Raw genomic sequence first — 23,259 nt, 5'->3', positions numbered from 1 at the left:
CAATGAATCGAGTCACAAGCTATCTCAAGAGTCTTCTCCTGCTGGAACTGATCGGCGGCCTCGTGCTGACCTTCAAGTATCTGTGGCGCCCGAAGTACACGGTGCGCTATCCGATGGAGCACATCCCGAAGTCGAACCGCTTTCGTGGTTTGCATGCGCTGCGCCGCTACCCGAACGGCGAGGAGCGCTGCATCGCGTGCAAGCTGTGCGAGGCGGTGTGCCCGGCGCTCGCGATCACGATCGACTCGGCGCCGCGCGAGGACGGTACGCGACGCACCACGCGTTACGACATCGACCTGTTCAAGTGCATCTACTGCGGCTTCTGCGAAGAGAGCTGCCCGGTCGATTCGATCGTCGAGACCTCGATCCACGAATACCACTTCGAGAAGCGTGGCGAGAACGTCGTGAACAAGCAGCAGTTGCTGGCGATCGGCGACCGCTTCGAGAAACAGATTGCCGCCGATCGTGCGCAGGATGCGGCGTACCGATGATCACGACCGATGGCGCAATCATGAATGCCCTCTCCCCCGAGCTTGCTCGGGGGAGAGGGTTGGGTGAGGGGGCGAGGCTCCACAGAGGCGAGACAGTGAAGCTGACGAAGATCCAGTCATGCGCAGCGTTTTGTAGCGGGCGCGTCGCAGACCGCGATGGTTTCGTTCGCGTGACGCCTCGCCCCCTCACCCCAACCCTCTCCCCCAACGGTGGAGCCGTTGGGGGAGAGGGAGTCAACACGTCGTACGTTGGAGCAGCGGCATGACCTTCCAACTGATCTGCTTCTACGCGTTCGCGGCGATCACGGTCGGCGCGGCACTGGCCGTGATCTCGGTGCGCAACCCGGTGCATGCGGCGCTGTGCCTCGTACTCACGTTCTTCTCGACCGCCTGCACCTGGCTGCTCGCTGACGCCGAGTTCCTCGCGATCGCGCTGGTGCTGGTCTACGTCGGCGCGGTGATGGTGCTGTTCCTGTTCGTGGTGATGATGCTCGACCTCGACCTCGACCCGTTGCGTGAAGGTTTCATGCGCGCGCTGCCGGTCGGTCTCCTGGTCGCCATCGTGATGCTGGTCGAGATGCTGAGCCTGATCGGCGTGCGCGTGACCGAAGTTGCGCCGTCCGTCGATCCGGCCGCGGCGGCCGGCATGTCGAACACCACATGGCTCGCGAGCGCGCTGTTCAGCCAGTTCCTGCTGCCGTTCGAGGTCGCTGCACTGATCCTGACCGTTGCGATCGTGGCCGCGGTGCCGCTGACCCTGCGCCGCCGCACCGGCACCAAGACGCAGGATCCGGGCCGCCAGGTTCGCGTCGAGCCGCGCGACCGCATCCGCATCGTCAAGATGGCCGCCGAGAAACCCGTTGCCTCCCATCCGGAGTCGCCCGCGCCATGATCACGCTCGCCCATTTCCTGACCCTCGGCGCGATCCTGTTCTGCGTCGCCGTCGCCGGCATCTTCATCAATCGCAAGAACGTGATCGTGCTGCTGATGGCGATCGAGCTGATGCTGCTCGCGGTGAACACGAACTTCGTCGCGTTCTCGCGCTACCTCGGCGATCCGTCGGGGCAGGTGTTCGTGTTCTTCATCCTCACCGTCGCCGCGGCCGAGTCCGCGATCGGTCTCGCGATCCTGGTCGTGCTGTTCCGCAACCGCGCCACGATCAACGTCGACGAAATCGACAGCTTGAAGGGCTAACAGATGGTTCTCTCGAAAACCCTTCTCCTCCTCATCGTGCTCGCGCCGCTGTTCGGCGCGGTCGTCGCAGGACTGTTCCGCAACCAGATCGGGCGCGTCGGCGCCGCGGGCGTCACGATCGCCGGCGTCGCGCTGTCCTGCGTGCTGTCGTTCCACGTGCTGTACCAGTTGGTCTGGGGCGGGGCAGGGACTTTCAACCAGGACCTCTACACCTGGTTCCAGGTCGGTGGTTTCGGCGCGCATGTCGGCTTCCTGGTCGACCGCCTGACCGCGATGATGATGGTCGTCGTCACCTTCGTCTCGCTGATGGTGCACATCTACACGATCGGCTACATGGCCGATGACGACGGCTTCTCGCGCTTCTTCAGCTACATCGCGCTGTTCACGTTCTCGATGCTGATGCTGGTGATGAGCAACAACTTCCTGCAGCTGTTCTTCGGCTGGGAAGCGGTCGGACTCGTTTCGTATCTGCTGATCGGCTTCTGGTTCAAGCGCCCGACCGCGATCTTCGCGAACCTGAAGGCGTTCCTGGTCAACCGCGTCGGTGATTTCGGTTTCCTGCTCGGCATCGCCGGTGTGCTGTTCTGGTTCGGCTCGCTCGACTATGCGCAGGTGTTTGCCGGTGCGCTTGATCCGGCGGCTGGTACGAAGACCGTCGAGATCTTCGCCGGCCATCCGTGGCATATCGCGACCCTCATCTGCATCTGCCTGTTCATCGGCGCGATGGGCAAGTCCGCGCAGGTGCCGCTGCACGTGTGGCTGCCCGATTCGATGGAAGGCCCGACCCCGATCTCGGCGCTGATCCATGCGGCAACGATGGTGACCGCCGGCATCTTCATGGTCGCGCGCATGTCGCCGCTGTTCGAACTCAGCGACACTGCGCTGTCGTTCGTGCTGATCATCGGCGCGACCACTGCGCTGTTCACCGGATTGATTGGCATCGTTCAGAACGACATCAAGCGCGTGGTTGCGTATTCGACGCTGTCGCAGCTCGGCTACATGACGGTCGCGCTCGGCGTGTCCGCGTACGCCGGCGGCGTCTACCACCTGATGACGCATGCGTTCTTCAAGGCATTGCTCTTCCTCGGCGCCGGCTCGGTGATCGTCGCGATGCATCACGAGCAGGACATGCGCTACATGGGCGGCCTGAAGAAGTACATGCCGGTCACCTGGATCACGATGTGGCTGGGTTCGCTCGCGCTGGCCGGTGCACCGGGCTTTGCCGGTTTCTTCTCGAAGGACGCGATCATCGAGGCAGTCGGTGAGTCGCACCGCTTCGGCTCCGGCTACGCCTACTTCTGCGTGATGGCCGGCGTGTTCGTGACCGCACTGTACAGTTTCCGCCTGCTCTACATGACCTTCCACGGCAAGGAGCGCTTCGTCGTCGGGCACGGCAAGCACGCCGCGCACCAGAACAACAACGGCAACGAGCACGCACCGCAGGAAGAACCGGGACATGAACCGGGCCATCTCGACCATCCGCCGCACGAGTCGCCGTGGGTGATCACGCTGCCGCTGGTGCTGCTCGCGATCCCGTCCGTGCTGGTCGGCTGGAGCACGATCGGTCCGATGCTGTTCGGCGACTGGTTCGGCGGTGCGATCCGCGTCAATGAGGCGAACAATGTGCTCGGCGAACTCGGCCACGAATTCCACGGGCCGCTCGCGATGCTGCTGCACGGCTTCACGCAGGCGCCGTTCTGGATCGCGTTCGCGGGCTTCGCCGTCGCGACGTATATCTGGTTGCTGAACCCGGGCATCGCCGACAAGGCTAAGAAATCACTGCATCCGCTCTACAGCCTGCTCGCACACAAGTACTGGGTCGACGAGCTGTACCAGATGGTGTTCGCGCGCGGCGGTGTCGCGCTCGGTCGTGGTCTGTGGAAGGGCGGCGATGTCGGCGTGATCGACGGCGTGGCCATCGACGGTTCCGCGGCGCTGGTCAACCGCACCGCTGCGACGGTGCGCTGGCTGCAGTCCGGCTATCTCTACCACTATGCCTTCGCAATGATCCTCGGCCTGATCGCGCTGCTCGGCGGCGTGTGGTGGGCGAGCGGGGGTTTTGGCGCGATGCGTTGAAGCGCATCGCGCCCCCGCGAGCGACCGCGCACGGATGCGCGGGCCGGCGGGCGCACCATGGACGGTTGCTTGGTGAAACCAGCTCGTCAAACTTGAATTAGTGGCACTGGATTTCGGCCTTCGCCGGAATGACGGCAAGAAGAAACATACGGGAACGACTGAGAATGCATTCGTTGTTGAGTCTCCTGATCTGGCTGCCGATCCTCGGCGGGATTGCCGTGCTCGGATTTGGCCGGCAGCCGAACGCCGCGCGCTGGCTTTCGCTCGTCGTTGCGCTGGCGACCTTCGTGCTCTCGATTCCGCTCTGGACCGGCTACGCACCGTCGGTGCCCGGCATGCAGTTCGTCGAGAACCTGCCGTGGATCCAGGCGCTGCACGCGAACTATGCGCTCGGTGTCGACGGCATCTCGATCGCGCTGATCGTGTTGACCGCGTTCACCAGCGTGCTGGTGATCATCGGCTCATGGGGTCCGATCGAGGAGCGCGTCTCGCAGTACATGGCCGCGATGCTCGCGCTCGAGGGCCTGCTGATCGGTGTGTTCGCCGCGACCGATGCGCTGCTGTTCTACGTGTTCTTCGAGGGCATGCTGATCCCGATGTTCATCATCATCGGCATCTGGGGCGGTCCGCGGCGCGTCTACGCGACGCTGAAGTTCTTCATCTACACCTTCCTCGGCTCGATCTTCATGCTGGTCGCGCTGATTTACCTGCATGTGAAGACCGGCGAGTTCTCGCTGGCCGCGTTCGCGCATGCCGACTTGAACCCCAGGGAACAGGCGTGGCTGTTCTTCGCGTTCCTGGCCGGCTTCGCGATCAAGGTGCCGATGTGGCCGGTGCACACCTGGTTGCCGGATGCGCACGTCGAGGCACCGACCGGCGGTTCGGTGATCCTGGCCGCGATCATGCTGAAGGTCGGTGGCTACGGCTTCATCCGCTTCTCGCTGCCGATCACGCCGGACGCAAGCCAGGAATACGCCTGGGTGGTGATCGCGATGTCGCTGATCGCGATCATCTACATCGGCTACGTCGCGCTGGTGCAGGAAGACATGAAGAAGCTGATCGCGTACTCGTCGATCGCGCACATGGGCTTCGTCACGCTCGGCATCTTCATCGCGCTCGCACTGGTGCGCGTGACCGGCAATCCGCTCGGTGCACGTCTCGGCCTGCAGGGTGCGATGGTGCAGATGGTCTCGCACGGCTTCATCTCCGGGGCGATGTTCTCGTGCATCGGCGTCATGTACGACCGCCTGCACACGCGCATGATCAAGGACTACGGCGGCATCGTGAACGTGATGCCGTGGTTCGCCGCGTTCATGGTGCTGTTCGCGATGGCGAACTGCGGCCTGCCCGGCACCAGTGGCTTCGTCGGCGAGTTCATGGTGATCCTGGCTGCGTTCCAGGACAGCCCGCTGATCGCGCTGCTCGCCGCGTTCACGCTGATCATCGGCGCCGCCTACACGTTGTGGTTGGTCAAGCGCGTCGTGTTCGGCGAGATCGGCAACGACAAGGTCGCGAAGATGAAGGATCTCGACGCGCGCGAATGGATCGTGCTCGGCGCGTTCGCGATCGCGGTGCTCGCGGTCGGCGTCTACCCGAAGCCGCTGACCGATCTGATGGAACCGGCGGTGCTGCAGATCGTGCAGCAGCTCGGTCTGGCCAAGGCGTGAGTCGCACGACATGACCGAATTCAGCTTCAATCCGAATGATCTTCTCGCCATGCTGCCCGAGCTGTTCCTGCTCGGTGCGACCTGCGCGATCCTGCTGATCGACCTGTTCCTGAAGCCCGCCCAGCGCGACGCGACGCATTGGTTGTCGCTGCTCGCTCTGCTGATCACCGGCGCGCTGGTATGGCGCGACGCACCTGCGCAAGGGCAGAGCATCGCCGCGTTCAACGACATGTTCCTGCGCGATGGCGTGGCGACCGTGCTGAAGCTGTTCGTGCTGCTGACGACCGGTCTGGTCTTCGTCTACAGCCGTGACTATCTGCGCGACCGGAAGCTGTTCGTCGGCGAGTTCTACCTGCTGCTGCTGTTCGCGACGATCGGCATGATGCTGCTGGTCTCTGCCGGCAGCCTGGTCACGCTCTATCTCGGCCTCGAACTGCTGACCCTGAGTTCGTACGCGCTGGTCGCACTGAACCGCGACTCGGCAGTGTCGGCGGAAGCGGCGATCAAGTACTTCGTGCTCGGCGCGCTCGCTTCGGGTCTGCTGCTGTACGGCATGTCGATGATCTACGGGGCGACCGGCACGCTGGATCTCGCGAAGATCCATGCGGTCGCCGATTTTTCCGAGGGCAGCCCGCACCGGACCCTGCTCGCGTTCGGCCTCGTGTTCCTGGTCGTCGGCGCTGCGTTCAAGCTCGGTGCTGCGCCGTTCCACATGTGGCTGCCGGACGTCTACCAGGGCGCCCCGACCGCGATCACGCTGTTCATCGGCTCGGCCTCCAAGCTCGCCGCATTCGGCATGACCTACCGCCTGCTCGAAGGCGCGATGGGCGGCATGCACGCGCACTGGACGCTGATGCTGTCGGTACTGGCCGTGCTGTCGCTCGCGATCGGCAACGTGTTCGCGATCGCGCAGAGCAACCTGAAGCGCATGCTCGCGTACTCGACGATCTCGCACATCGGCTTCCTGCTGCTCGGTTTCGTCAACGGCAGCGCGATCGGCTATGCGGCAGCGATGTTCTACATGATCAGCTATGCGCTGATGGCCGCGGTCGCGTTCGGCATGATCATGCTGCTCGCGCGAGCCGGTTTCGAGGCCGAGGAGATCGACGACTTCAAGGGCCTGAACCAGCGCAACCCGTGGTATGCCGCGGTCATGGCGATCGCGATGTTCTCGCTTGCCGGCGTGCCGCCGCTGTTCGGCTTCTTCGCCAAGCTCATGGTGCTGAAGGCGGTCATCGACGCCGGCCAGCTCTGGCTCGCGATCGTCGCGATCGTGTTCGCGATCATCGGCCTCTACTACTACCTGCGCGTGGTCAAGGTCATGTACTTCGACGCGCCGCAGGACGACACGCCGCTCGCGTTGCCGGGCGACCGCTCGTTCCGCTGGGCGCTGTCGATCAACGGCCTCGCGCTGCTGGCGCTCGGCGTCGCCTGGGGCCCGTTGCTCGATTGGTGCAATAGCGCGCTCGCGGTCGCGGCGGATATCCCCAAATAAGCGGATAAAAGCTTGCCTGAATGCGCGGTTGTCGTTAAACTGCGTAGCTCGGTGCGGGGTGGAGCAGTCTGGCAGCTCGTCGGGCTCATAACCCGAAGGTCGCAGGTTCAAATCCTGCCCCCGCTACCAGGTCTAACGGACAAGGCCACTTCGCGTGGCCTTTTCTGTGTTGAACGTGAGCGCAGGATGCGCGGCATGCCGGTGTTGGGAAGCGACACAACGGCGGACTACGGAATGGGCCTAGTGCCCATTTTTTTTTCCGTTTTTTTGAGAAGCGCGGCCATGGATGGACGCTCTAGCGATCACGGACGATCGCATAGGTGAACGATGACGAACGAGGAACTCAACGAACTTCTGACGCCGGCGATTGCCGATCTCGGTCTCGAGCTCGTCGGCATCGAATTCAGCCCGAACGCGGGCGGCAGCCTGCTGCGCGTCTACATCGACGAGCCGGAACGCGGCGTCACGATCGACGACTGCGAGCGCGCCAGCCGCGAGATCTCTGCGCTGCTCGATGTGAACGACCCGGTCGCGGGCCGCTACACGCTCGAGGTCTCGTCGCCCGGCCTGGAGCGCCCGCTGTTCACGCCGGAGCATTTCGCGCGGTTTCTCGGTGAGCAGGTCAAGATCAACGTGAACCTTCCGCTCGACGGAAGGCGGCGTTTCCAGGGTCCGATCAAGGCGGTCGAAGGCGACCGCATCACGATCGAGCAGGATGGAACACCCGTATCGATCGCGCACGCGAACATCGCGAAGGCGCGGCTGGTGCCGGACTACGCGGCGCTTGGCATGGCGCCGGCGCGCGCCGAACCGGAGGGGCGCGAACGGCCGGTGCGGCGTGGAAGAAGCAGGGTTTGATTGAATAGAGACAGAGCTCCTCTTTCCGAAATGGAGAGGGGATCGGTCATCCGGATCATTGGAGTCATTCCGGCCGCCCACGCGGTCGCGAAGGAGCTGGAACATGAGTAAAGAGTTGCTGCTGGTCGTCGATGCGGTCGCCAACGAGAAGGGCGTGCCGAAAGGCGTGATTTTCGAAGCGATGGAGGCCGCGCTGGCGTCCGCCGCGAAGAAGCGTTATGCCGAGGAGGACGTCGCGGTGCGCGTCGCGATCGATCGTGAGAGCGGCGACTACGAGACGTTCCGGCGCTGGGAAGTCGTGCCCGACGACATCGTGATGGAATCGCCGGACCGGCAGATCCGCCTGATGGATGCGGTCGACGAGGCGCCCGGCGTCGATGTCGGCGGTTTCGTCGAACAACCGATCGAGAATCCGGATTTCGGCCGCATCTCGGCGCAGGCCGCCAAGCAGGTCATCGTGCAGCGCGTGCGCGAGGCCGAGCGCGCCCAGGTCGTCGATGCGTACAAGGATCGCGTCGGCGAGTTGATCACCGGCATCGTCAAGCGCGTCGAGCGCGGCAGCGTGTTCCTCGATCTCGGCGGCAATGCCGAGGCGTTCGTGCCGCGCGACCGCGCGATCCCGCGCGAGGCCGTGCGCGCCGGCGACCGCCTGCGTGGCTACCTGTACGAAGTGCGTTCGGAGCTGCGCGGACCGCAACTGTTCGTCTCGCGCACCGCGCCGGAACTGATGATGGAGCTGTTCAAGCTCGAGGTGCCGGAAGTCGGCCAGGGCCTGGTCGAGATCAAGGCCTGTGCCCGCGATCCGGGCGACCGCGCGAAGATCGCGGTGCTCGCGCACGACCATCGCACCGACCCGATCGGCGCCTGCATCGGCATGCGCGGCTCGCGCGTGCAGGCGGTGTCGAACGAGCTCAATGGCGAGCGCATCGACATCGTGCTGTGGAACGACAGCCCGGCGCAGTTCGTGATCAATGCGATGGCGCCGGCGGAAGTGCAGTCGATCATCGTCGACGAGGAAAAGCACTCGATGGACATCGCGGTCGCCGAGGACAAGCTCTCGCAGGCGATCGGTCGCGGCGGCCAGAACGTGCGCCTCGCCAGCAAGCTCAGCGGCTGGCAGCTCAATGTGATGACCGCGGACCAGGTCCGCCAGAAGAGTGAATCCGAACAGGAAGCCGCGCGCGCGTTGTTCGTCAGCAAGCTCGAGGTCGACAACGAGATCGCGCAGATCCTGGTCCAGGAAGGCTTCTCGACGGTCGAGGAAATCGCCTACGTGCCGACCGCCGAACTGCTCGGCATCGAGGGCTTCGACGAGGACATCGTCGAGGAGCTGCGCGCGCGTGCTCGTGACGCACTGCTGACCGATGCGCTCGCGGTCGAGGAAGGCATCGATGACAACAAGCCGTCCGACGATCTGCTGGCGGTCGATGGCATGGAGGAAAGCCTCGCGTTCGAGCTGGCCTCGCATGGCATCGTTACGCGCGAGAATCTCGCCGATCTCGCGACCGACGAGTTCATGGAACTTGGTATCGAAGGGATTGACGAGGATCATGCGGCTGGCCTGATCATGGCCGCCCGCGAGACCGCCGCTTCATAGAAATGGTTTGAATCCTCCGCGTTGCGGAGGCAGAGGCGGGTCCGCCAGGTGGCGGATCTTGCCGGAGTTGCAGGAGCAATACGGCCGCTGGTGCGCAGGGTCGCGGAAAGTCGCAGCAGCGTCGCACGGGCCACGGAGTACGAAATCGATGTCGGACGTCACGATCAAACAACTGGCCAAGGTCCTCGGCACGCCGATCGACAAGTTGCTCACGCAGCTCGCCGAGGCGGGAATGAAGTTTTCCGACCCGGAGCAGGTCATCAGCAGCACCGAGAAAGTGAAGCTGCTCGGCTTCCTGCGCCGCACGCATGGCAAGCAGGAGGCGCCGGTCGAGACAACCTCCGCGCCGCGCCAGATCACCTTGAAACGGCGCACGGTCAGCGAGATCACGGTCGTTCCGGGCCAGCGCGGTGCCACCGCGAAGACCGTCAATGTCGAGGTGCGCCAGAAGCGCACCTACGTCAAGCGCAGCGTCGTCGAGGAAGAAGCGCAGGCGCAGGTTGACCCGGAGCGCGAGGACGCGATCCGCAAGCTCGGCGAATCGCAGCTCAAGCGCGAGGCCGAGGAACACACGCGCGCCGAAGCCGAGCGCCGCCGCCAGGAAGAGGACGCCAAGCTGCGCGCCGCCGAAGAGGCGCGTCGCGCGGCTGCGGAAGAGGAAAAGCGCAAGACGGAAGAGGAAGCGAAACCCGCGGCCGAACCCAAGGTTGAAGTGGCTGCCAAGGACGGTGCCGCGGCGCCGGCCCGTGAAGCCGAACGCGCGCGGCCGGAACGTGCCCGCGAAGCGCCTGGCGCTCCGGCGCCTGACAGCGCGCATCGCCACAAGCCGAAACATGGTTCACATCGCATGCGCGACGAAGGCGCGAGCGAAGAGGCGCCGCGCTACTTCGGCGCGGAACTGCACCTCTCGACGGAAGGTGCGGCGCGCCGTACCGGCCGCAAACGGCCGAAGACGCGCCATGTCGAACAGGCGCGTTCGGGCCCGGCGCATGCGTTCTCGCGGCCGACCGCGCCGGTCGTGCGCGAGATCGCCGTCGGCGAATCGATCACGGTGGCCGATCTCGCGCAGAAGCTCGCGATCAAGGGCGCCGACGTGGTCAAGGCGCTGTTCAAGATGGGTGTGATGGTCACGATCAACCAGGCCATCGACCACGACACCGCGGTGCTGGTCGCCGAGGAACTCGGCCACAAGGTCGTCGCGGCCGAGGACACCAGCGCCGAGACCACGTTGCTCGCGCAGCAGGCCGAGGGAGAGCTGGCGTCGCGTCCGCCGGTGGTCACGATCATGGGCCATGTCGACCACGGCAAGACCTCGCTGCTCGACTACATCCGCCGCACCAAGGTCGCGTCGGGCGAGGCGGGTGGCATCACCCAGCATATCGGTGCGTATCACGTGGACACGCCGAAGGGCGTCATCACGTTCCTCGACACGCCCGGCCACGCGGCGTTCTCGTCGATGCGTGCGCGCGGTGCGCAGTCGACCGACATCGTCGTGCTCGTCGTCGCCGCCGACGACGGCGTGATGCCGCAGACGGTTGAGGCGATCCAGCATGCGCGTGCCGCGAAGGTTCCGTTGATCGTCGCGATGAACAAGATGGACAAGCCGGAGGCGAATCCGGACACGGTCAAGCAAGGCCTGGTCCAGCACGAGGTCGTGCCCGAGGAATGGGGCGGCGACGTGCAGTTCGTGCCGGTGTCGGCGAAGACCGGCGACGGTGTCGACAACCTGCTCGAGGCGATTTCGGTGCAGGCCGAAGTCATGGATCTGAAGGCCGTGCCGGATGGCCGTGCCAGTGGCGCAGTGATCGAATCCAGTCTCGACAAGGGCCGCGGTCCGGTTGCGACCGTGCTCGTGCAGCAGGGCCTGCTCAAGAAGGGCGACTTCCTGGTCTGCGGCGTCGAATACGGCCGCGTGCGCGCGCTGTTCGACGAGAGCGGCAACCAGGTCGAATCCGCCGGTCCCTCGATTCCTGTGCAGGTGCTCGGTCTGTCCGGCGTGCCGCAGGCGGGCGACGATTTCGTCGTCGTCGCCGACGAGCGTTTGGCCAAGGATGTTGCCTCGCAGCGCATGCACAAGCGCCGCGAGACCCGCCTGGTCAAGCAGGCCGGCAACCGCATGGAAGACATCATGGCGCAGATGGGCCAGGGCGAGGGTCAGCTGTCGCTGAACATCGTCGTCAAGGCCGACGTGCAGGGTTCGGCCGAGGCGCTGCGCGAAGCGTTGACCGCGATCACGACCGACGCAATCAAGGTCAACGTGATCGCGTCCGGCGTCGGCGGTATCACCGAATCCGACGCGACGCTCGCGGCTGCATCGAAGGCCGTGATCATCGGCTTCAATGTGCGTGCGGATGCATCGGCGCGGCGCATCATCGAGTCGAGCGGCCTGGATCTGCGCTACTTCTCGATCATCTACGACGTGATCGACCAGGTGAAGCAGGTTGCGACCGGTCTGCTCGGCATGGAAGTGCGCGAGGAGATCATCGGCGTCGCCCAGGTTCGCGACGTGTTCCGTTCGTCGAAGTTCGGTGCGATCGCCGGCTGCATGGTCATCGAGGGTACGGTCAAGCGTCACAAGCCGATCCGCGTGCTGCGCGACAACACGGTGATCTTCCAGGGCGAACTCGAATCGCTGCGCCGCTTCAAGGAGAATGTCGACGAAGTGCGCAACGGCACCGAGTGCGGCATCGGCGTCAAGCAGTACAACGACGTCAAGCCGGGCGACCAGATCGAATGCTTCGAGCGCATCGAGGTGGCTCGCACGCTCTAGGCGCGCGCGGGAATCGGGAATGGGGAATCGGGAATGGCTGAACGCCACATCCGCTTCTCCTGAACCGATTCCCCATTCCCCATTCCCGATTCCCGATTCTGCATGCCCACCAAATCTTTCAATCGCTCCGATCGCGTCTCCGCCGAACTTCGACGCGAGATCGCATTGCTCGTGCACGCTGCCGTGCGCGAGCACGCGCTGCCATCGGTCAGCGTCTCCGACGTGGAGGTCACCAAGGACCTCGACGTCGCAACCATCTACGTGACTGCGCTGCTCGGTGACCGGGCCCAAGAGGCCGTCAAGGCGCTGAACGAGTTGGCCAAGGAATTTCGCCGCGAGTTGTCGCGTTCGATGAAGCTGCGCCGCGTGCCGGAACTGCGCTTCCGCTATGACGATTCGGTCGACAAGGGCGAGCGCATCGAATCGCTGCTGCGCGGCGACGCGTAGAGCAGCGCCCAAACCATGCGTCTGTAGGAGCGGCTTCAGCCGCGATGCTCTTGCGATGAGTGCATCGCGGCTGAAGCCGCTCCTACGAAGCGAAACCGCTTCGCGGCTGAAGCCGCTCCTACACACAAGACGAATTGGGCGCGATGAGTTCCGCAAAAACCCTCTGGCGCGACGTCGACGGCATCCTGCTGCTCGACAAGCCGCAAGGCTTGAGTTCGAACCAGGCGTTGCAGAAGGTGCGGCGCCTCTTTCGTGCCGCCAAGGGCGGCCACACCGGCAGCCTGGATCCGCTTGCGACCGGCCTGCTGCCGCTGTGTTTCGGCGAGGCGACCAAGATCGCGGGCCTGCTGCTCGGTTCGCGCAAGGCCTACCAGACCGAATGCCGGCTCGGCGTAACCACCACGACCGATGATGCCGAGGGCGAGATGGTCGAGCAGCGCGCCATTCCCGAGCTCGATGACACAAGGATTCACGAGGCGCTGGCCGCGCTGACCGGGCGCATCGCCCAGATCCCGCCGGTCTATTCCGCGCTCAAGCAGGGGGGCGAGCCGCTGTATCGGCGTGCGCGCCGTGGCGAGGTGGTCGAGGCGCCGATGCGCGAAGTCGAAGTGCATCGGTTCGAGTTGACCGGACGCGGTCCGGATTGCCTGCGCCTGCGGGTGGAATGTGGGTCCGGCACCTACGTGCGCAGCCTGGTGCGCGACCTCGGCGAACGGCTCGGCTGCGGTGCCCATGTCACGGTCCTGCGGCGTCTGTGGGTCGAACCGTTCAGTGCCCCGCGGATGCACGGTCTCGACGAACTCGCGGCGCTGGCCGAGACCGCCCCGGCCGCACTGGATGCACTGCTGCTGCCGCTGGAGCAGGGGCTGGCGGGCTATCCGCAGGTCCGGCTCGACGCCACGACGGCCGCGCGGCTGCGCCAGGGGCAGGTCGTGGAAGTCGCCGGAATGGCAGGTGCGGGCCGCTGCGTGGCGCTCGACGGGGCGGGCAGGGCGGTCGCACTGGCCGAAGCCGATGCCGCCGGCCGGCTGCGTCCGCTGCGCGGCTTCCGTTGAGCATTTTGCGAAACCGGGCATCCAGCCGCGGTTTGCAACAAACGGTCGCGACCAAGCCGCGCCACCTTATGTCGCGACAAGCCCCTGCGTGCTTGCCGCGGCGGCACATTCCCTGTGCTGGAGCGGTTTTTCAAACCGCTCCATTCACGCTGATCGGCCGGTTTTCGGCATAAGTGCTTGTTCCGACGCCGCTGCGCCGGCTAAAATAGCGCGTTCACTTCACGGTACGTCTGTCCAACCCGCGGGGCTTGCGAACGACCACGCGTGTCGAGCTGCCGGCACCGGCTCCCGATTCCGGGGACCTGCTGCCTTCGAGCCGACCTTCACGACCTGTCGATCCGCACGAACGATTGGTCGTTCGCAAGTCTCGCCTTTGCTTCAAGGATTCATTGAGATGTCTCTTCCCAACGAACAAACCACCAAGATCATCGCCGACTTCGGTCGCGGCAAGAACGACACCGGTTCGCCGGAAGTCCAGGTCGCGCTGCTGTCGGCCCGCATCGATCACCTCAGCAAGCATTTCGCCGACCACGCCAAGGATCACCATTCGCGTCGCGGCCTGCTGAAGATGGTCAACCAGCGTCGCCGCCTGCTCGGCTATCTGAAGACGAAGGACGGCGATCGCTACAAGTCGCTGATCGAGCGCCTCGGCCTGCGCCGTTGAGCGAACGACCCCATCAGGAGATGTCAGTGGCGAAAGTAAGCAAGTCATTCCAGTACGGCAATCACCAAGTCACGCTGGAGACGGGCGAAATCGCCCGCCAGGCGTCCGGCGCGGTGGTCGTCAGCATGGCCGGCACCGTGGTGCTGGTCACCGCGGTAGCCGCGGCGAAGGCGCGCGAGGGGCAGGATTTCTTCCCGCTCACCGTCGACTACCAGGAAAAGTTCTACTCGGCCGGTCGCATCCCCGGCGGCTTCTTCAAACGTGAAGGTCGTCCGACCGAAAAGGAAACGCTGACTTCGCGCCTGATCGATCGCCCGGTGCGCCCGCTGTTCCCGGAGGAGTTCAAGAACGAAGTGCAGGTCATCGCGACCGTGCTTTCGCTGAACCCCGAAGTCGATGGTGACATCCCGGCGCTGCTCGGCGCATCCGCGGCGCTGACCCTGGCCGGCATCCCGTTCAAGGGTCCGATCGGCGCAGCGCGTGTCGGTTACGCGAACGGCCAGTACCTGCTGAATCCGACTGCCACCGAGCTCAAGACATCCGACCTCGACCTCGTCGTCGCGGGTACCGCGAATGCGGTGCTGATGGTCGAATCCGAAGCCAAGCTGCTCGGCGAAGACGTGATGCTCGGCGCGGTCGTGTATGGCCACAAGCAGATGCAGATCGCGATCGACACGATCAACGCGTTCGTCGCCGAAGCCGGCCGCAAGACGTTCAAGTGGGAAGCGCCTGCGCGCAACGATGCGCTGTTCGGCGCGATCGAGGGTGTGCTCGGCAGCCGTCTCGCCGATGCGTTCCAGATCCGCGACAAGCTCGCGCGCCGCGACGCGATTTCGGCGCTGAAGTCCGAGGTCAAGACCGCGATCGCCGACAAGGCCAGCGCGGCCGGCTGGACCGATGGCGACATCGGCGCCGCGTTCGGTGACATCGAGTACCACACCCTGCGCGGCGGCGTGCTGAAGTCGAAGGTGCGCATCGACGGCCGCCAGCTCGACGACATCCGCCCGATCACGGTGCGCGTCGGCGTGCTGCCGCGCACGCATGGTTCCGCGCTGTTCACGCGCGGCGAGACGCAGGCGCTGGTCAGCGTCACGCTCGGCACCACGCGCGATGCGCAGATCATCGACGCACCGGAAGGCGAGTCGAAGGACACGTTCCTGTTCCACTACAACTTCCCGCCCTTCTCGGTCGGCGAGACCGGCCGCATGGCCGGCCCGAAGCGCCGCGAGATCGGCCACGGCCGCCTCGCCAAGCGCGGCGTGCAGGCCGTCAAGCCGACGATCGAGGCGTTCCCGTACGTGCTGCGCGTGGTCTCCGAGATCACCGAGTCGAACGGTTCCTCGTCGATGGCCTCGGTCTGCGGTTCCTCGCTGGCGATGATGGACGCGGGCGTGCCGCTGTCCGCACCGGTTGCCGGCATCGCGATGGGCCTGGTCAAGGAAGGCGGCGACTTCGTCGTGCTGTCCGACATCCTCGGCGACGAGGATCACCTCGGCGACATGGACTTCAAGGTGGCCGGTACCGATGCGGGTATCTCTGCGCTGCAGATGGATATCAAGATCGACGGCATCACCGAAGAGATCATGAAGGTCGCGCTGGCGCAGGCCAAGCGCGGTCGCCTGCACATCCTCGGCGAAATGGCCAAGGTCATCACGACCTCGCGCACCGAGATGAGCGAATTCGCGCCACGCCTGATCACGATGAAGATCCATCCGGACAAGATCCGCGAGGTCATCGGCAAGGGCGGCACCACGATCCGTTCGATCACCGAGGAAACCGGTGCGACGATCGACATCAACGACGACGGCACGGTGATCATCGCCTCGGTCAACCGCGAGGCGGGCGACGCGGCGAAGAAGCGCATCGAGCAGATCGTCTCCGACGTCGAGCCGGGCCGCATCTACGAAGGCAAGGTCGCCAAGCTGATGGACTTCGGCGCGTTCGTCACGATCATGCCGGGCAAGGATGGTCTGGTGCACGTGTCGCAGATCTCCAGCGAGCGCGTCGAGAAGGTCTCCGACAAGCTCAAGGAAGGCGACATCGTCAAGGTCAAGGTGCTCGAGGTCGACAAGCAGGGCCGCATCCGCCTGTCGATGAAGGCAGTCGACGAGGAAGTCGGCGCAGCCTGATCGCTTCGCTTCGGCAATAAATGAAAAAGGCGGGCCATGTGCCCGCCTTTTTTTGCTCACGGAGTGGTCGGGCTTGCCACCACGCCGAGCCGGACCACGCGCTGCAGCGTCTCGCCGTTGCGCACGATCGTCAGCGTCACCGGATGACCGGCACGGGATTTGAGCAGGCCCTGGAACGCGGCACGATTGCCGATGGGCTTGCCGTCGAACTTCAGCACGATGTCGCCGGCGAGCAGGTTCGCGCGCGAGGCCGGCGTACCGCCGATCACGGAGCCGATCGCAACGCCGCCTTCGGCATCGAACGAGGCACGCTCTTCCGCCCGCAGATCGCGGAATGTCGCGCCGAACGGCAGCTGGAAACGCACGTAGTAGGTCGCGAGCCATTCGCCACCGCTGCCCGGCGTGGCTGCTCCCGCCGTCGGAGCATAGAGCAGGACACGGTCGGCGCCGACCTGCTGGCCCTGGCGAATTACCGCGTCGCGCACCGTGGCTTCCGTGCCGGGAAAATATCCGGTTCCGATGCGCACGTAGCCGCGCGCGGCGAGCCGGTTGTGGTCACTGGTCGGGCTCTTCCCCGGCACAAGCTCGGGAACCTCCGGCGCCGGTGCCGCGCGCAGTTCGGCGACCATCGCGGCATCGCGGCCGGGTTCGGTCTCGTATCGATTGGTCGTCGCTGGCTGCCGTGGCGCTTCCGGCACGCCGCGCGGCGCGGTCGCGCAGCCAGCGAGCATCAGCAAGAGGACCAGGGCAGCGAATCGTGACGTCATCGGGCAGGGGCCTCGGGGTGCGGCGAAGTGACGGCCCGATCATACCGGCCACGATGTTACGCAATCGACAATGCAAGCTTTGCTAGGATGCGCCGACCGTTCGAGCGGGAATCTTCGTGCCGATCCTGCGCATCTACTATCGCGTCATCGCGCTGCTCGCGCCGGAGAAAGGCCTGGCGATCACGCTGGCGCTCGCCAACCTGTCGCTCGCCGGCGTGTACTTCCTCGAGCCGTGGCTGTTCGGCCGCGTCGTCGACGCGCTCGCCGACAAGGCGCATCACAACGCGTGGCGCTTCATCGGCGCCTGGGCCGCGGTCGGCTTCGCCGGTGTCGCCGCCAGCGTGTGGGTATCGCTGCATGCGGACCGGCTCGCGCATCGGCGCCGGCTGGCGGTGATCGCGCAGTTCTTCGAACATTCGATCGGACTGCCGCTGTCGTTCCACGGCCAGCACCACACCGGACGCCTGCTGCGCATCATGCATACCGGCAGCAGCAACCTGTTCTCGCTGTGGCTCGGCTTCTTCCGCGATCACCTCGCCACGGTGCTGTCGATCCTGGTGATGGTGCCGCTCGCGCTGCGCATGAACTGGAAGCTGGCGCTGCTGATGATCGCGCTGATGGTCAGCTTCGCGGTGTTCAACGCGATCGCGATGCGCCGTACACACAAGGCGCAGGGCGAGGTCGAGCAGCTGCACCACGAGATTTCCGAGCGTGTCGGCGACGTGTTCGGCAACGTGATGGTGGTGCAGAGCTTCTCGCGCATCTCGGCCGAGGTGGCCGAGATCCGCAACATGGTGCGGCGTGTGCTGACCGCACAATACCCCGTGCTGCGCGGCTGGGCCTGGCTGTCGGTCGCCAATCGCGCGGCGAGCACCTTGACCATCATCGCGATCTTCGCGCTCGGCACCTCGCTGAACGGCAAGGGCGAGGTCAGCGTCGGCGCGATCGTCAGTTTCGTCGGTTTCGCGATGATGCTGATCGGGCGCATGGAGCAGTTCGCCGGGTTCATCTCCGGCCTGTTCTTCCAGACCCATTCGCTGAATGATTTCTTCGCGGTACTGGATACGCCAGCGGTCCTGCACGAACAGGCCGGTGCGCCGGACCTGCCACCGGACGTGCGCGGCGAGGTGGCGTTCGAGAACGTCTCGTTCGGCTACGACGTCTCGCATCCGGCGCTCAAGCATCTGACCTTCCGCGTGCCCGCCGGCGGCACCGCGGCGATCGTTGGTCCGACCGGCGCCGGCAAGACCACGGCGCTCAGCCTGCTCTATCGCGCCTACGATCCGAGCGATGGCCGCATCACGATCGACGGCATCGACATCCGCAGCGTGAGCCTGCATTCACTGCGCGAGCATATCGCGGTGGTGTTCCAGGATCCTGGCCTGTTCTACCGTTCGATCGCGGACAACCTGCGCATCGGCAAGCCGGATGCGACCGACGAGGAAATCGAAGCCGCGGCGCAGGCGGCCGAGGCGCACAATTTCGTCGTCGTGAAACCGGATGGCTATTCCACCCTGGTCGCGGAACGCGGTCGTTCGCTGTCCGGTGGCGAGCGCCAACGCCTCGCGATCGCGCGCGCGATGCTGAAGGATGCACCGATCCTGATCCTCGACGAGGCGACCAGCGCGCTCGACAACGCCACCGAGGCGCGCATCCAGCGCGCGCTGAACAAGCTGACCGAGAACCGCACGACGTTCGTCATTGCGCATCGCCTGTCGACCGTGCGCAATGCCGACGTGATCCTCGTGCTCAAGGATGGCGAACTGGTCGAGCAGGGCCGCTACGATGAACTCGTCGCGATGGGCGGTCTGTTCGCCGAACTCGATGGGCAAGGCAGGTTCGTCGCCGATGCCGAAGAATCGGAGGATGCGGATCTGTCCGGCGGGTCGGCTGAAGCGAACGAGCCCGAGCCGGCTGAATCCTGACGCGTCGCTGCGCGCGCGACACCGGTTGGGCGCGACGCCCGGGAACAGGTCGTAGCTGCAAACCGCTGCAGGCGAGACGCGCCGTGCCGAACCAGGTCGACCGGTTTTGGCATCGAAATTGACCTGCGCGGCCGGCCGTGATCGAACTGTACTTGGTGCACCTCGCGGCGTAGGGTTATCACTCCCTTGCCGCCGGAACCGCCGCGACAAGTCGATTAACGGGAGGCTCCCATGAGCTATCACCTGGAAGGTCGTCTGCTCGAGGTCTGCAACTGCAACGTCCTGTGCCCTTGCTGGATCGGCGAGGATCCTGACAACGGCACCTGCGACACCATCGTCGCGTGGCGCATCGACAAGGGAACGGTCGACGGCGTCGATGTGGGCGGCAACACCATCGCGGCCGTGGCCCATATTCCGGGCAATATCCTGCAAGGCAACTGGAGAGCCGCGATCTATGTCGACGAGCAGGCTTCCAAGGCGCAGGAAGAAGCCCTGCTGAAGGTCTACACCGGCCAGGCGGGAGGACCGGTCGCGGATCTCGCCAAGCTGATCGGTGAGGTCGTATCGGTGGAGCGGGCGCCGATCCGCTTCACCGTGGTCGCAGGCAAGGGCGAGCTCGAGATCGGCAAGAACTACTACGCCGAACTCGAGCCCTATCGCGGTGCGATGGGCGGCCTGACCACCCTCTCCGACACCGTGTTCTCGACCGTGCCGGGCGCTCCGGTGTTTGTCGGCAAGGCCCCGACGTACCGCTCGAAGAACGCCGCGCTCAACATCGACCTCGACATCAAGAACCACAACGCCCTGCAGAGCACGTTCGTCTTCGACGCCTGAGGCCGTGCCCTGATGAGCGCGACCGCAGGCGCTACGCCGCCGGGCGCAAGCAACGGCTCCCGTCACCGCCGTGTGTTCCTGCCGGTCCTCGCGGCGCTAATCGCTCTCGCATGGTTGGCGCTGTGGGCGTGGGCGCGCAGCCCGTACGGACGCTATCTCGAGCACGGCGACTGGACAGCGACCGGACCGGCGGCGTTCCTGTGTCGCGCCATTCCCGCCGGAAATGTGGTCGTGCCCATGATGCTCTACGCCGCCGCGTGGATCCTCATGACCGCCGCCATGATGCTGCCGACCACGTTGCCGCTGTTCAACACGTTCGACCGGTTGACGGCCCGGCGCCCGGACCATGGGCGCCTGCTCATGTTGCTCGGGATGGGCTACATGACAGTGTGGGGAGCTTTCGGGCTCCTCGCGCATGCGTTCCACGGCGCAGTGCTGTCGCTGCTTGCCGGCGTGCCCGCACTGGCCTGGGACGGCTGGCTGATCGGCGCCGCGACCATCGCGTTGGCCGGCGCATTCCAGTTCAGCCGGCTCAAGTACCGGTGCCTGGAAAAGTGTCGCACGCCCTTGAGCTTCGTCATCGAGCACTGGCGCGGGCACGCGCAAGCGCGTCATGCGTTCGCGCTCGGCGCACAGCACGGCCTGTTCTGCGTCGGCTGCTGCTGGGCGCTGATGCTGTTGATGTTCGCGCTCGGCACCGGCAGCCTCGGCTGGATGCTCCTGCTCGCGGCCGTGATGGCGATCGAAAAGAACGTACGTTGGGGCCGGCGTCTCAGCACGCCGCTCGGCGTCGCGCTGCTGTCCTGGGCCGTCGTCCTGGTGGCGACCCATGCATGAAGCACGCGGTGGCCTGCCCGCCTTGCATACGATCGTGCTCACCGCGATGGCGATGCTCGCTTTCGCGGCCAATTCACTGTTGTGCAGGCTCGCGTTGCAGCAAGGAAACATCGATCCGACCAGCTTCGCCAACGTCAGGCTGATTTCCGGCGCGATCGCGCTCGCCGTCATCGTGCGTTTGAGGTCGGAACGGTCCTCGCCTGGCCATGTCGACTGGCTCGCCGCGGCCATGCTGTTTGCGTATGTCGCGTTCTTTTCCTTCGCGTATCTCACCTTGCCCGCGGGCACGGGCGCATTGATCCTGTTCGGCGCGGTTCAATTGACGATGTTCAGCGCAGGCTTGCGCTCGGGCGAGAGGTTCGGACCCGTCGCATGGCTCGGCTTCACACTGGCCGTCGCGGGGCTCGTCTACCTGGTTTCGCCGGGTGTCGCTGCACCGCCTTTCCTCGGTTCCGCGTTGATGGCGATTGCTGGCGTGGCATGGGGTGTGTATTCGCTGCGCGGCCGCGGAGTGGCCGACGCGCTTGCGACCACGGCGGGCAACTTCGCACGGGCGGTGCCGCTCGCACTCGCGTTGAGCGTGCTTTTCGTCGCCAACGTCCACGCGGATGCGGTGGGGGCTGCCTTGGCCATCGCCTCCGGCGCGCTCACGTCCGGCATCGGATATGTCATCTGGTATGCCGCGCTGCGCAAGCTTTCCTCGATGCGCGCTGCCACCGTGCAGTTGTCGGTACCGCTGATCGCTGCAGTGGGTGGAGTGGCGTTCCTGTCGGAAGCGATCACGCCGCGCCTGGCTGCTGCCTCCGTGGCGATCCTCGGCGGCATTGCGTTGGTGCTGACCAGCAGGTCGCAAAGGCCGCGCCCGTAGATCGTGGAATCGTGGGCATGACATCAACGTAGTGCGGCGGCCCTATGTACGTACTTTGCTTGCAGCCTGATGGCAAAGTATGTGCAGTTCCATGGGAAACGATGAGCTACGTAACGCTTGCTTCCGCCAAAGCCCGCCCTTTTTCAATCAAAATGTGTGCCGCAAAGATCATGTAACCATTGCAGTCACCTTGGTGCTGCAGGTGACATGGGGGGAGTGACGAAGCGAATTGTGGTTGGTTCAATTGTTCACGCTGCCAGGCCACGGCAGTAACACGTTGGCGGAAATAGTTTGCTTCGGCCTCGGCAAGTGGAATATCCGAGCGTTTCGCGTTGTAGTCGAGGATTTTTTCGTAGGCCTTTTCCAACCGATTGAACAATTCGAGCTTGACGAGGAAGACCATGCCGAAACGTCGCTTTGTCTATGCCGCAGCACTCATCCGCGCACTTGTGCCGCTCATCTCGCTCACTCTCGCCGCTGCTGCCAATGCAGCCGGCACTGCCGTTGCTCAGCCGGCGTGCTCGGCAACTGGCACTCCGCCGCTCGAAACCGTCGAGCCTGTTACTGAGCGGCCAACCTGCAAGGACGGCCAGGTGCTGTCGTTCGATCAAAACGGCGTGACGCGCTACGCCTGCCTCAATCTGCCGCCGCACGCCGTCGCCGGTGCATCGAAATGGCCGATGATCGTGTACCTGCACGGCTCGATGACCAATCCCGACAGCCTTTATCGAACCGGCCACGCGCTGTTCAAGTTGAGCCGCAATTATCCGTTGTCGGCGCACGCCGGCGCCAAGGGGTTCATCTTGCTGGCACCGGAAGGCCGACGCGCCAAGGCTTGGGCGTCGGAGGGCCCGCATACGGGAACGGGCTTTCACTGGGACGAGTGGCAGCGCGAACCAGGGAAGAATCTAGACGTGCAAGCGATCGACCACTTCATCGACCAGGCGGTCGCGACGGACCTCGTCGATGTGAAGCAGATCTACGTGTTCGGCTGGAGCAACGGTGCGGATATGGCGGTGCTGTACGGTGCATGGCGCGCCGACCGCATCGCAGCGGTGGGCCAGTATGCCGGCACCGATCCATGGCAGCGCACGCCTTGCCCTGTGGACATGCCGTCGGGCAGGCAAGTGCCGCTCACGCTGCTGCGAAACATGTGCGACGCACTCGCCACGTGCAGCGAGACCAGCAGCTGGAGCAACACGCTAGAGAAGCAGAACTGGCCACTGCGGCGCGTCGATCTGACGTTGGACGGCGAGGACGCTGGGCCGAACGCGCAGTGCGTTCGATTGTGCAGGAAACCGCGCGGTCTGTACGAGCACATTCGATGGCCGAAGAAAGCGGTGCTGGCCAATGAGATGCTCGAGTTCTTCAAGGAGCATTCTCTGCCTTGAGGGCTTGGCGCATTGGCGGTTCGACCACTTGCTAGCCAGGCCGCCCGGTCCAGGGACCTTGAACCGCCCCCGGGGTTTTCCGGAGGCTATTTGGTTCGAGTCACGCTGCCATGGGCAACGTGCTCGAGGGTTGATGGTCATCGGCTTCTGTTTGTGCCGGAGTTCGGTAACCGATCGACGAGAGCAGGCGGCAA

Annotated in this window: 20 protein-coding genes and 1 tRNA gene; 19 read left to right on the top strand and 2 right to left on the bottom strand. The window is 64.9% G+C overall.

The genetic code is table 11. From position 1 onward, the window contains the following. The first annotated feature begins 2 nt into the window (after positions 1–2). The 14 genes from nuoI to pnp all read left to right on the top strand — a co-directional run bounded on the left by nuoI (position 3) and on the right by pnp (position 16,443). The gene (nuoI, locus tag ABD002_RS01105; protein ID WP_343786265.1) at positions 3–491 is read left to right on the top strand and encodes an NADH-quinone oxidoreductase subunit NuoI; all 489 of its coding nucleotides are present in this window, start codon (positions 3–5) and stop codon (positions 489–491) included. Between the two features lie 262 nt (positions 492–753). Beyond that, on the top strand, positions 754–1,383 hold the full coding sequence (locus tag ABD002_RS01100; protein WP_343786263.1) for an NADH-quinone oxidoreductase subunit J: 630 nt from the start codon (positions 754–756) through the stop codon (positions 1,381–1,383). Beyond that, the gene (gene nuoK / locus ABD002_RS01095; RefSeq protein WP_343786261.1) at positions 1,380–1,685 is read left to right on the top strand and encodes an NADH-quinone oxidoreductase subunit NuoK; all 306 of its coding nucleotides are present in this window, start codon (positions 1,380–1,382) and stop codon (positions 1,683–1,685) included. Before ABD002_RS01100 ends, nuoK begins: the two co-directional genes overlap by 4 nt. A gap of 3 nt (positions 1,686–1,688) precedes the next feature. Further along, the gene (nuoL, locus tag ABD002_RS01090; RefSeq protein WP_343786259.1) at positions 1,689–3,761 is read left to right on the top strand and encodes an NADH-quinone oxidoreductase subunit L; all 2,073 of its coding nucleotides are present in this window, start codon (positions 1,689–1,691) and stop codon (positions 3,759–3,761) included. 164 nt (positions 3,762–3,925) lie between these two features. Continuing rightward, the gene (locus ABD002_RS01085) at positions 3,926–5,428 is read left to right on the top strand and encodes an NADH-quinone oxidoreductase subunit M (RefSeq protein ID WP_343786257.1); all 1,503 of its coding nucleotides are present in this window, start codon (positions 3,926–3,928) and stop codon (positions 5,426–5,428) included. A gap of 10 nt (positions 5,429–5,438) precedes the next feature. Then, positions 5,439–6,923: an NADH-quinone oxidoreductase subunit NuoN gene (gene nuoN, locus ABD002_RS01080; protein WP_343786255.1), complete on the top strand. Its 1,485-nt coding sequence runs from the start codon at positions 5,439–5,441 to the stop codon at positions 6,921–6,923. Positions 6,924–6,975: 52 nt separating this feature from the next. After that, positions 6,976–7,052: transfer RNA gene (locus ABD002_RS01075), tRNA-Met, on the top strand. A 198-nt stretch (positions 7,053–7,250) separates the two neighbouring features. Then, on the top strand, positions 7,251–7,781 hold the full coding sequence (gene rimP, locus ABD002_RS01070) for a ribosome maturation factor RimP (RefSeq protein ID WP_343786253.1): 531 nt from the start codon (positions 7,251–7,253) through the stop codon (positions 7,779–7,781). A 103-nt stretch (positions 7,782–7,884) separates the two neighbouring features. Further along, entirely contained in the window at positions 7,885–9,378 is a 1,494-nt protein-coding gene (gene nusA, locus ABD002_RS01065; protein ID WP_343786251.1) for a transcription termination factor NusA, read from the top strand. Positions 9,379–9,526: 148 nt separating this feature from the next. Beyond that, on the top strand, positions 9,527–12,148 hold the full coding sequence (gene infB, locus ABD002_RS01060) for a translation initiation factor IF-2 (RefSeq protein ID WP_343786249.1): 2,622 nt from the start codon (positions 9,527–9,529) through the stop codon (positions 12,146–12,148). A gap of 102 nt (positions 12,149–12,250) precedes the next feature. Then, the gene (rbfA, locus tag ABD002_RS01055; RefSeq protein ID WP_343786247.1) at positions 12,251–12,595 is read left to right on the top strand and encodes a 30S ribosome-binding factor RbfA; all 345 of its coding nucleotides are present in this window, start codon (positions 12,251–12,253) and stop codon (positions 12,593–12,595) included. Between the two features lie 143 nt (positions 12,596–12,738). Beyond that, positions 12,739–13,650 (top strand): tRNA pseudouridine(55) synthase TruB, encoded by a 912-nt coding sequence (gene truB, locus ABD002_RS01050; RefSeq protein ID WP_343786245.1) that lies wholly within the window; start codon positions 12,739–12,741, stop codon positions 13,648–13,650. A gap of 394 nt (positions 13,651–14,044) precedes the next feature. After that, the gene (gene rpsO, locus ABD002_RS01045) at positions 14,045–14,314 is read left to right on the top strand and encodes a 30S ribosomal protein S15 (RefSeq protein WP_343786243.1); all 270 of its coding nucleotides are present in this window, start codon (positions 14,045–14,047) and stop codon (positions 14,312–14,314) included. Between the two features lie 26 nt (positions 14,315–14,340). Then, entirely contained in the window at positions 14,341–16,443 is a 2,103-nt protein-coding gene (pnp, locus tag ABD002_RS01040) for a polyribonucleotide nucleotidyltransferase (protein WP_343786241.1), read from the top strand. 56 nt (positions 16,444–16,499) lie between these two features. On the opposite strand, the gene ABD002_RS01035 is transcribed toward pnp, so the two are convergent. Next, positions 16,500–17,210: a PDZ domain-containing protein gene (locus ABD002_RS01035; RefSeq protein WP_343786239.1), complete on the bottom strand. Its 711-nt coding sequence runs from the start codon at positions 17,208–17,210 to the stop codon at positions 16,500–16,502. Positions 17,211–17,326: 116 nt separating this feature from the next. On the opposite strand from ABD002_RS01035, the gene ABD002_RS01030 reads away from it, so the two are divergent. The 4 genes from ABD002_RS01030 (at position 17,327) to ABD002_RS01015 (ending at position 21,674) form a co-directional block, all read left to right on the top strand. Further along, complete coding sequence (locus ABD002_RS01030) at positions 17,327–19,135, top strand: glucan ABC transporter ATP-binding protein/ permease (protein WP_343786237.1); 1,809 nt, start codon at positions 17,327–17,329, stop codon at positions 19,133–19,135. Positions 19,136–19,366: 231 nt separating this feature from the next. Continuing rightward, positions 19,367–19,969, top strand: coding sequence for a DUF1326 domain-containing protein (locus ABD002_RS01025; RefSeq protein ID WP_343786235.1), 603 nt, complete (start codon positions 19,367–19,369; stop codon positions 19,967–19,969). Between the two features lie 12 nt (positions 19,970–19,981). Further along, on the top strand, positions 19,982–20,806 hold the full coding sequence (locus tag ABD002_RS01020) for a DUF2182 domain-containing protein (RefSeq protein WP_343786233.1): 825 nt from the start codon (positions 19,982–19,984) through the stop codon (positions 20,804–20,806). Next, positions 20,799–21,674 (top strand): DMT family transporter, encoded by an 876-nt coding sequence (locus tag ABD002_RS01015; protein ID WP_343786231.1) that lies wholly within the window; start codon positions 20,799–20,801, stop codon positions 21,672–21,674. The genes ABD002_RS01020 and ABD002_RS01015 overlap by 8 nt, the downstream gene beginning before the upstream one ends. A gap of 106 nt (positions 21,675–21,780) precedes the next feature. Here ABD002_RS01015 and ABD002_RS01010 read toward each other — a convergent pair whose 3' ends face one another. After that, positions 21,781–22,077 carry a hypothetical protein gene (locus ABD002_RS01010; protein WP_343786229.1) on the bottom strand — a complete coding sequence of 99 codons (297 nt, stop codon included), beginning with the start codon at positions 22,075–22,077 and terminating at the stop codon, positions 21,781–21,783. Between ABD002_RS01010 and ABD002_RS01005 the strand changes: the two genes are divergently transcribed. Next, positions 22,076–23,065: an alpha/beta hydrolase family protein gene (locus ABD002_RS01005; protein ID WP_343786227.1), complete on the top strand. Its 990-nt coding sequence runs from the start codon at positions 22,076–22,078 to the stop codon at positions 23,063–23,065. The two genes, ABD002_RS01010 and ABD002_RS01005, sit on opposite strands and share 2 nt — an antisense overlap. Positions 23,066–23,259: the final 194 nt, after the last annotated feature.

The sequence above is a fragment of the Dokdonella soli genome (genome assembly GCF_039523175.1).
Taxonomy (GTDB): Bacteria; Pseudomonadota; Gammaproteobacteria; order Xanthomonadales; family Rhodanobacteraceae; genus Dokdonella_A; species Dokdonella_A soli.
Note: the sequence above shows the minus strand (reverse complement) of the source record. Positions and strands in the feature narration are given on the sequence as shown.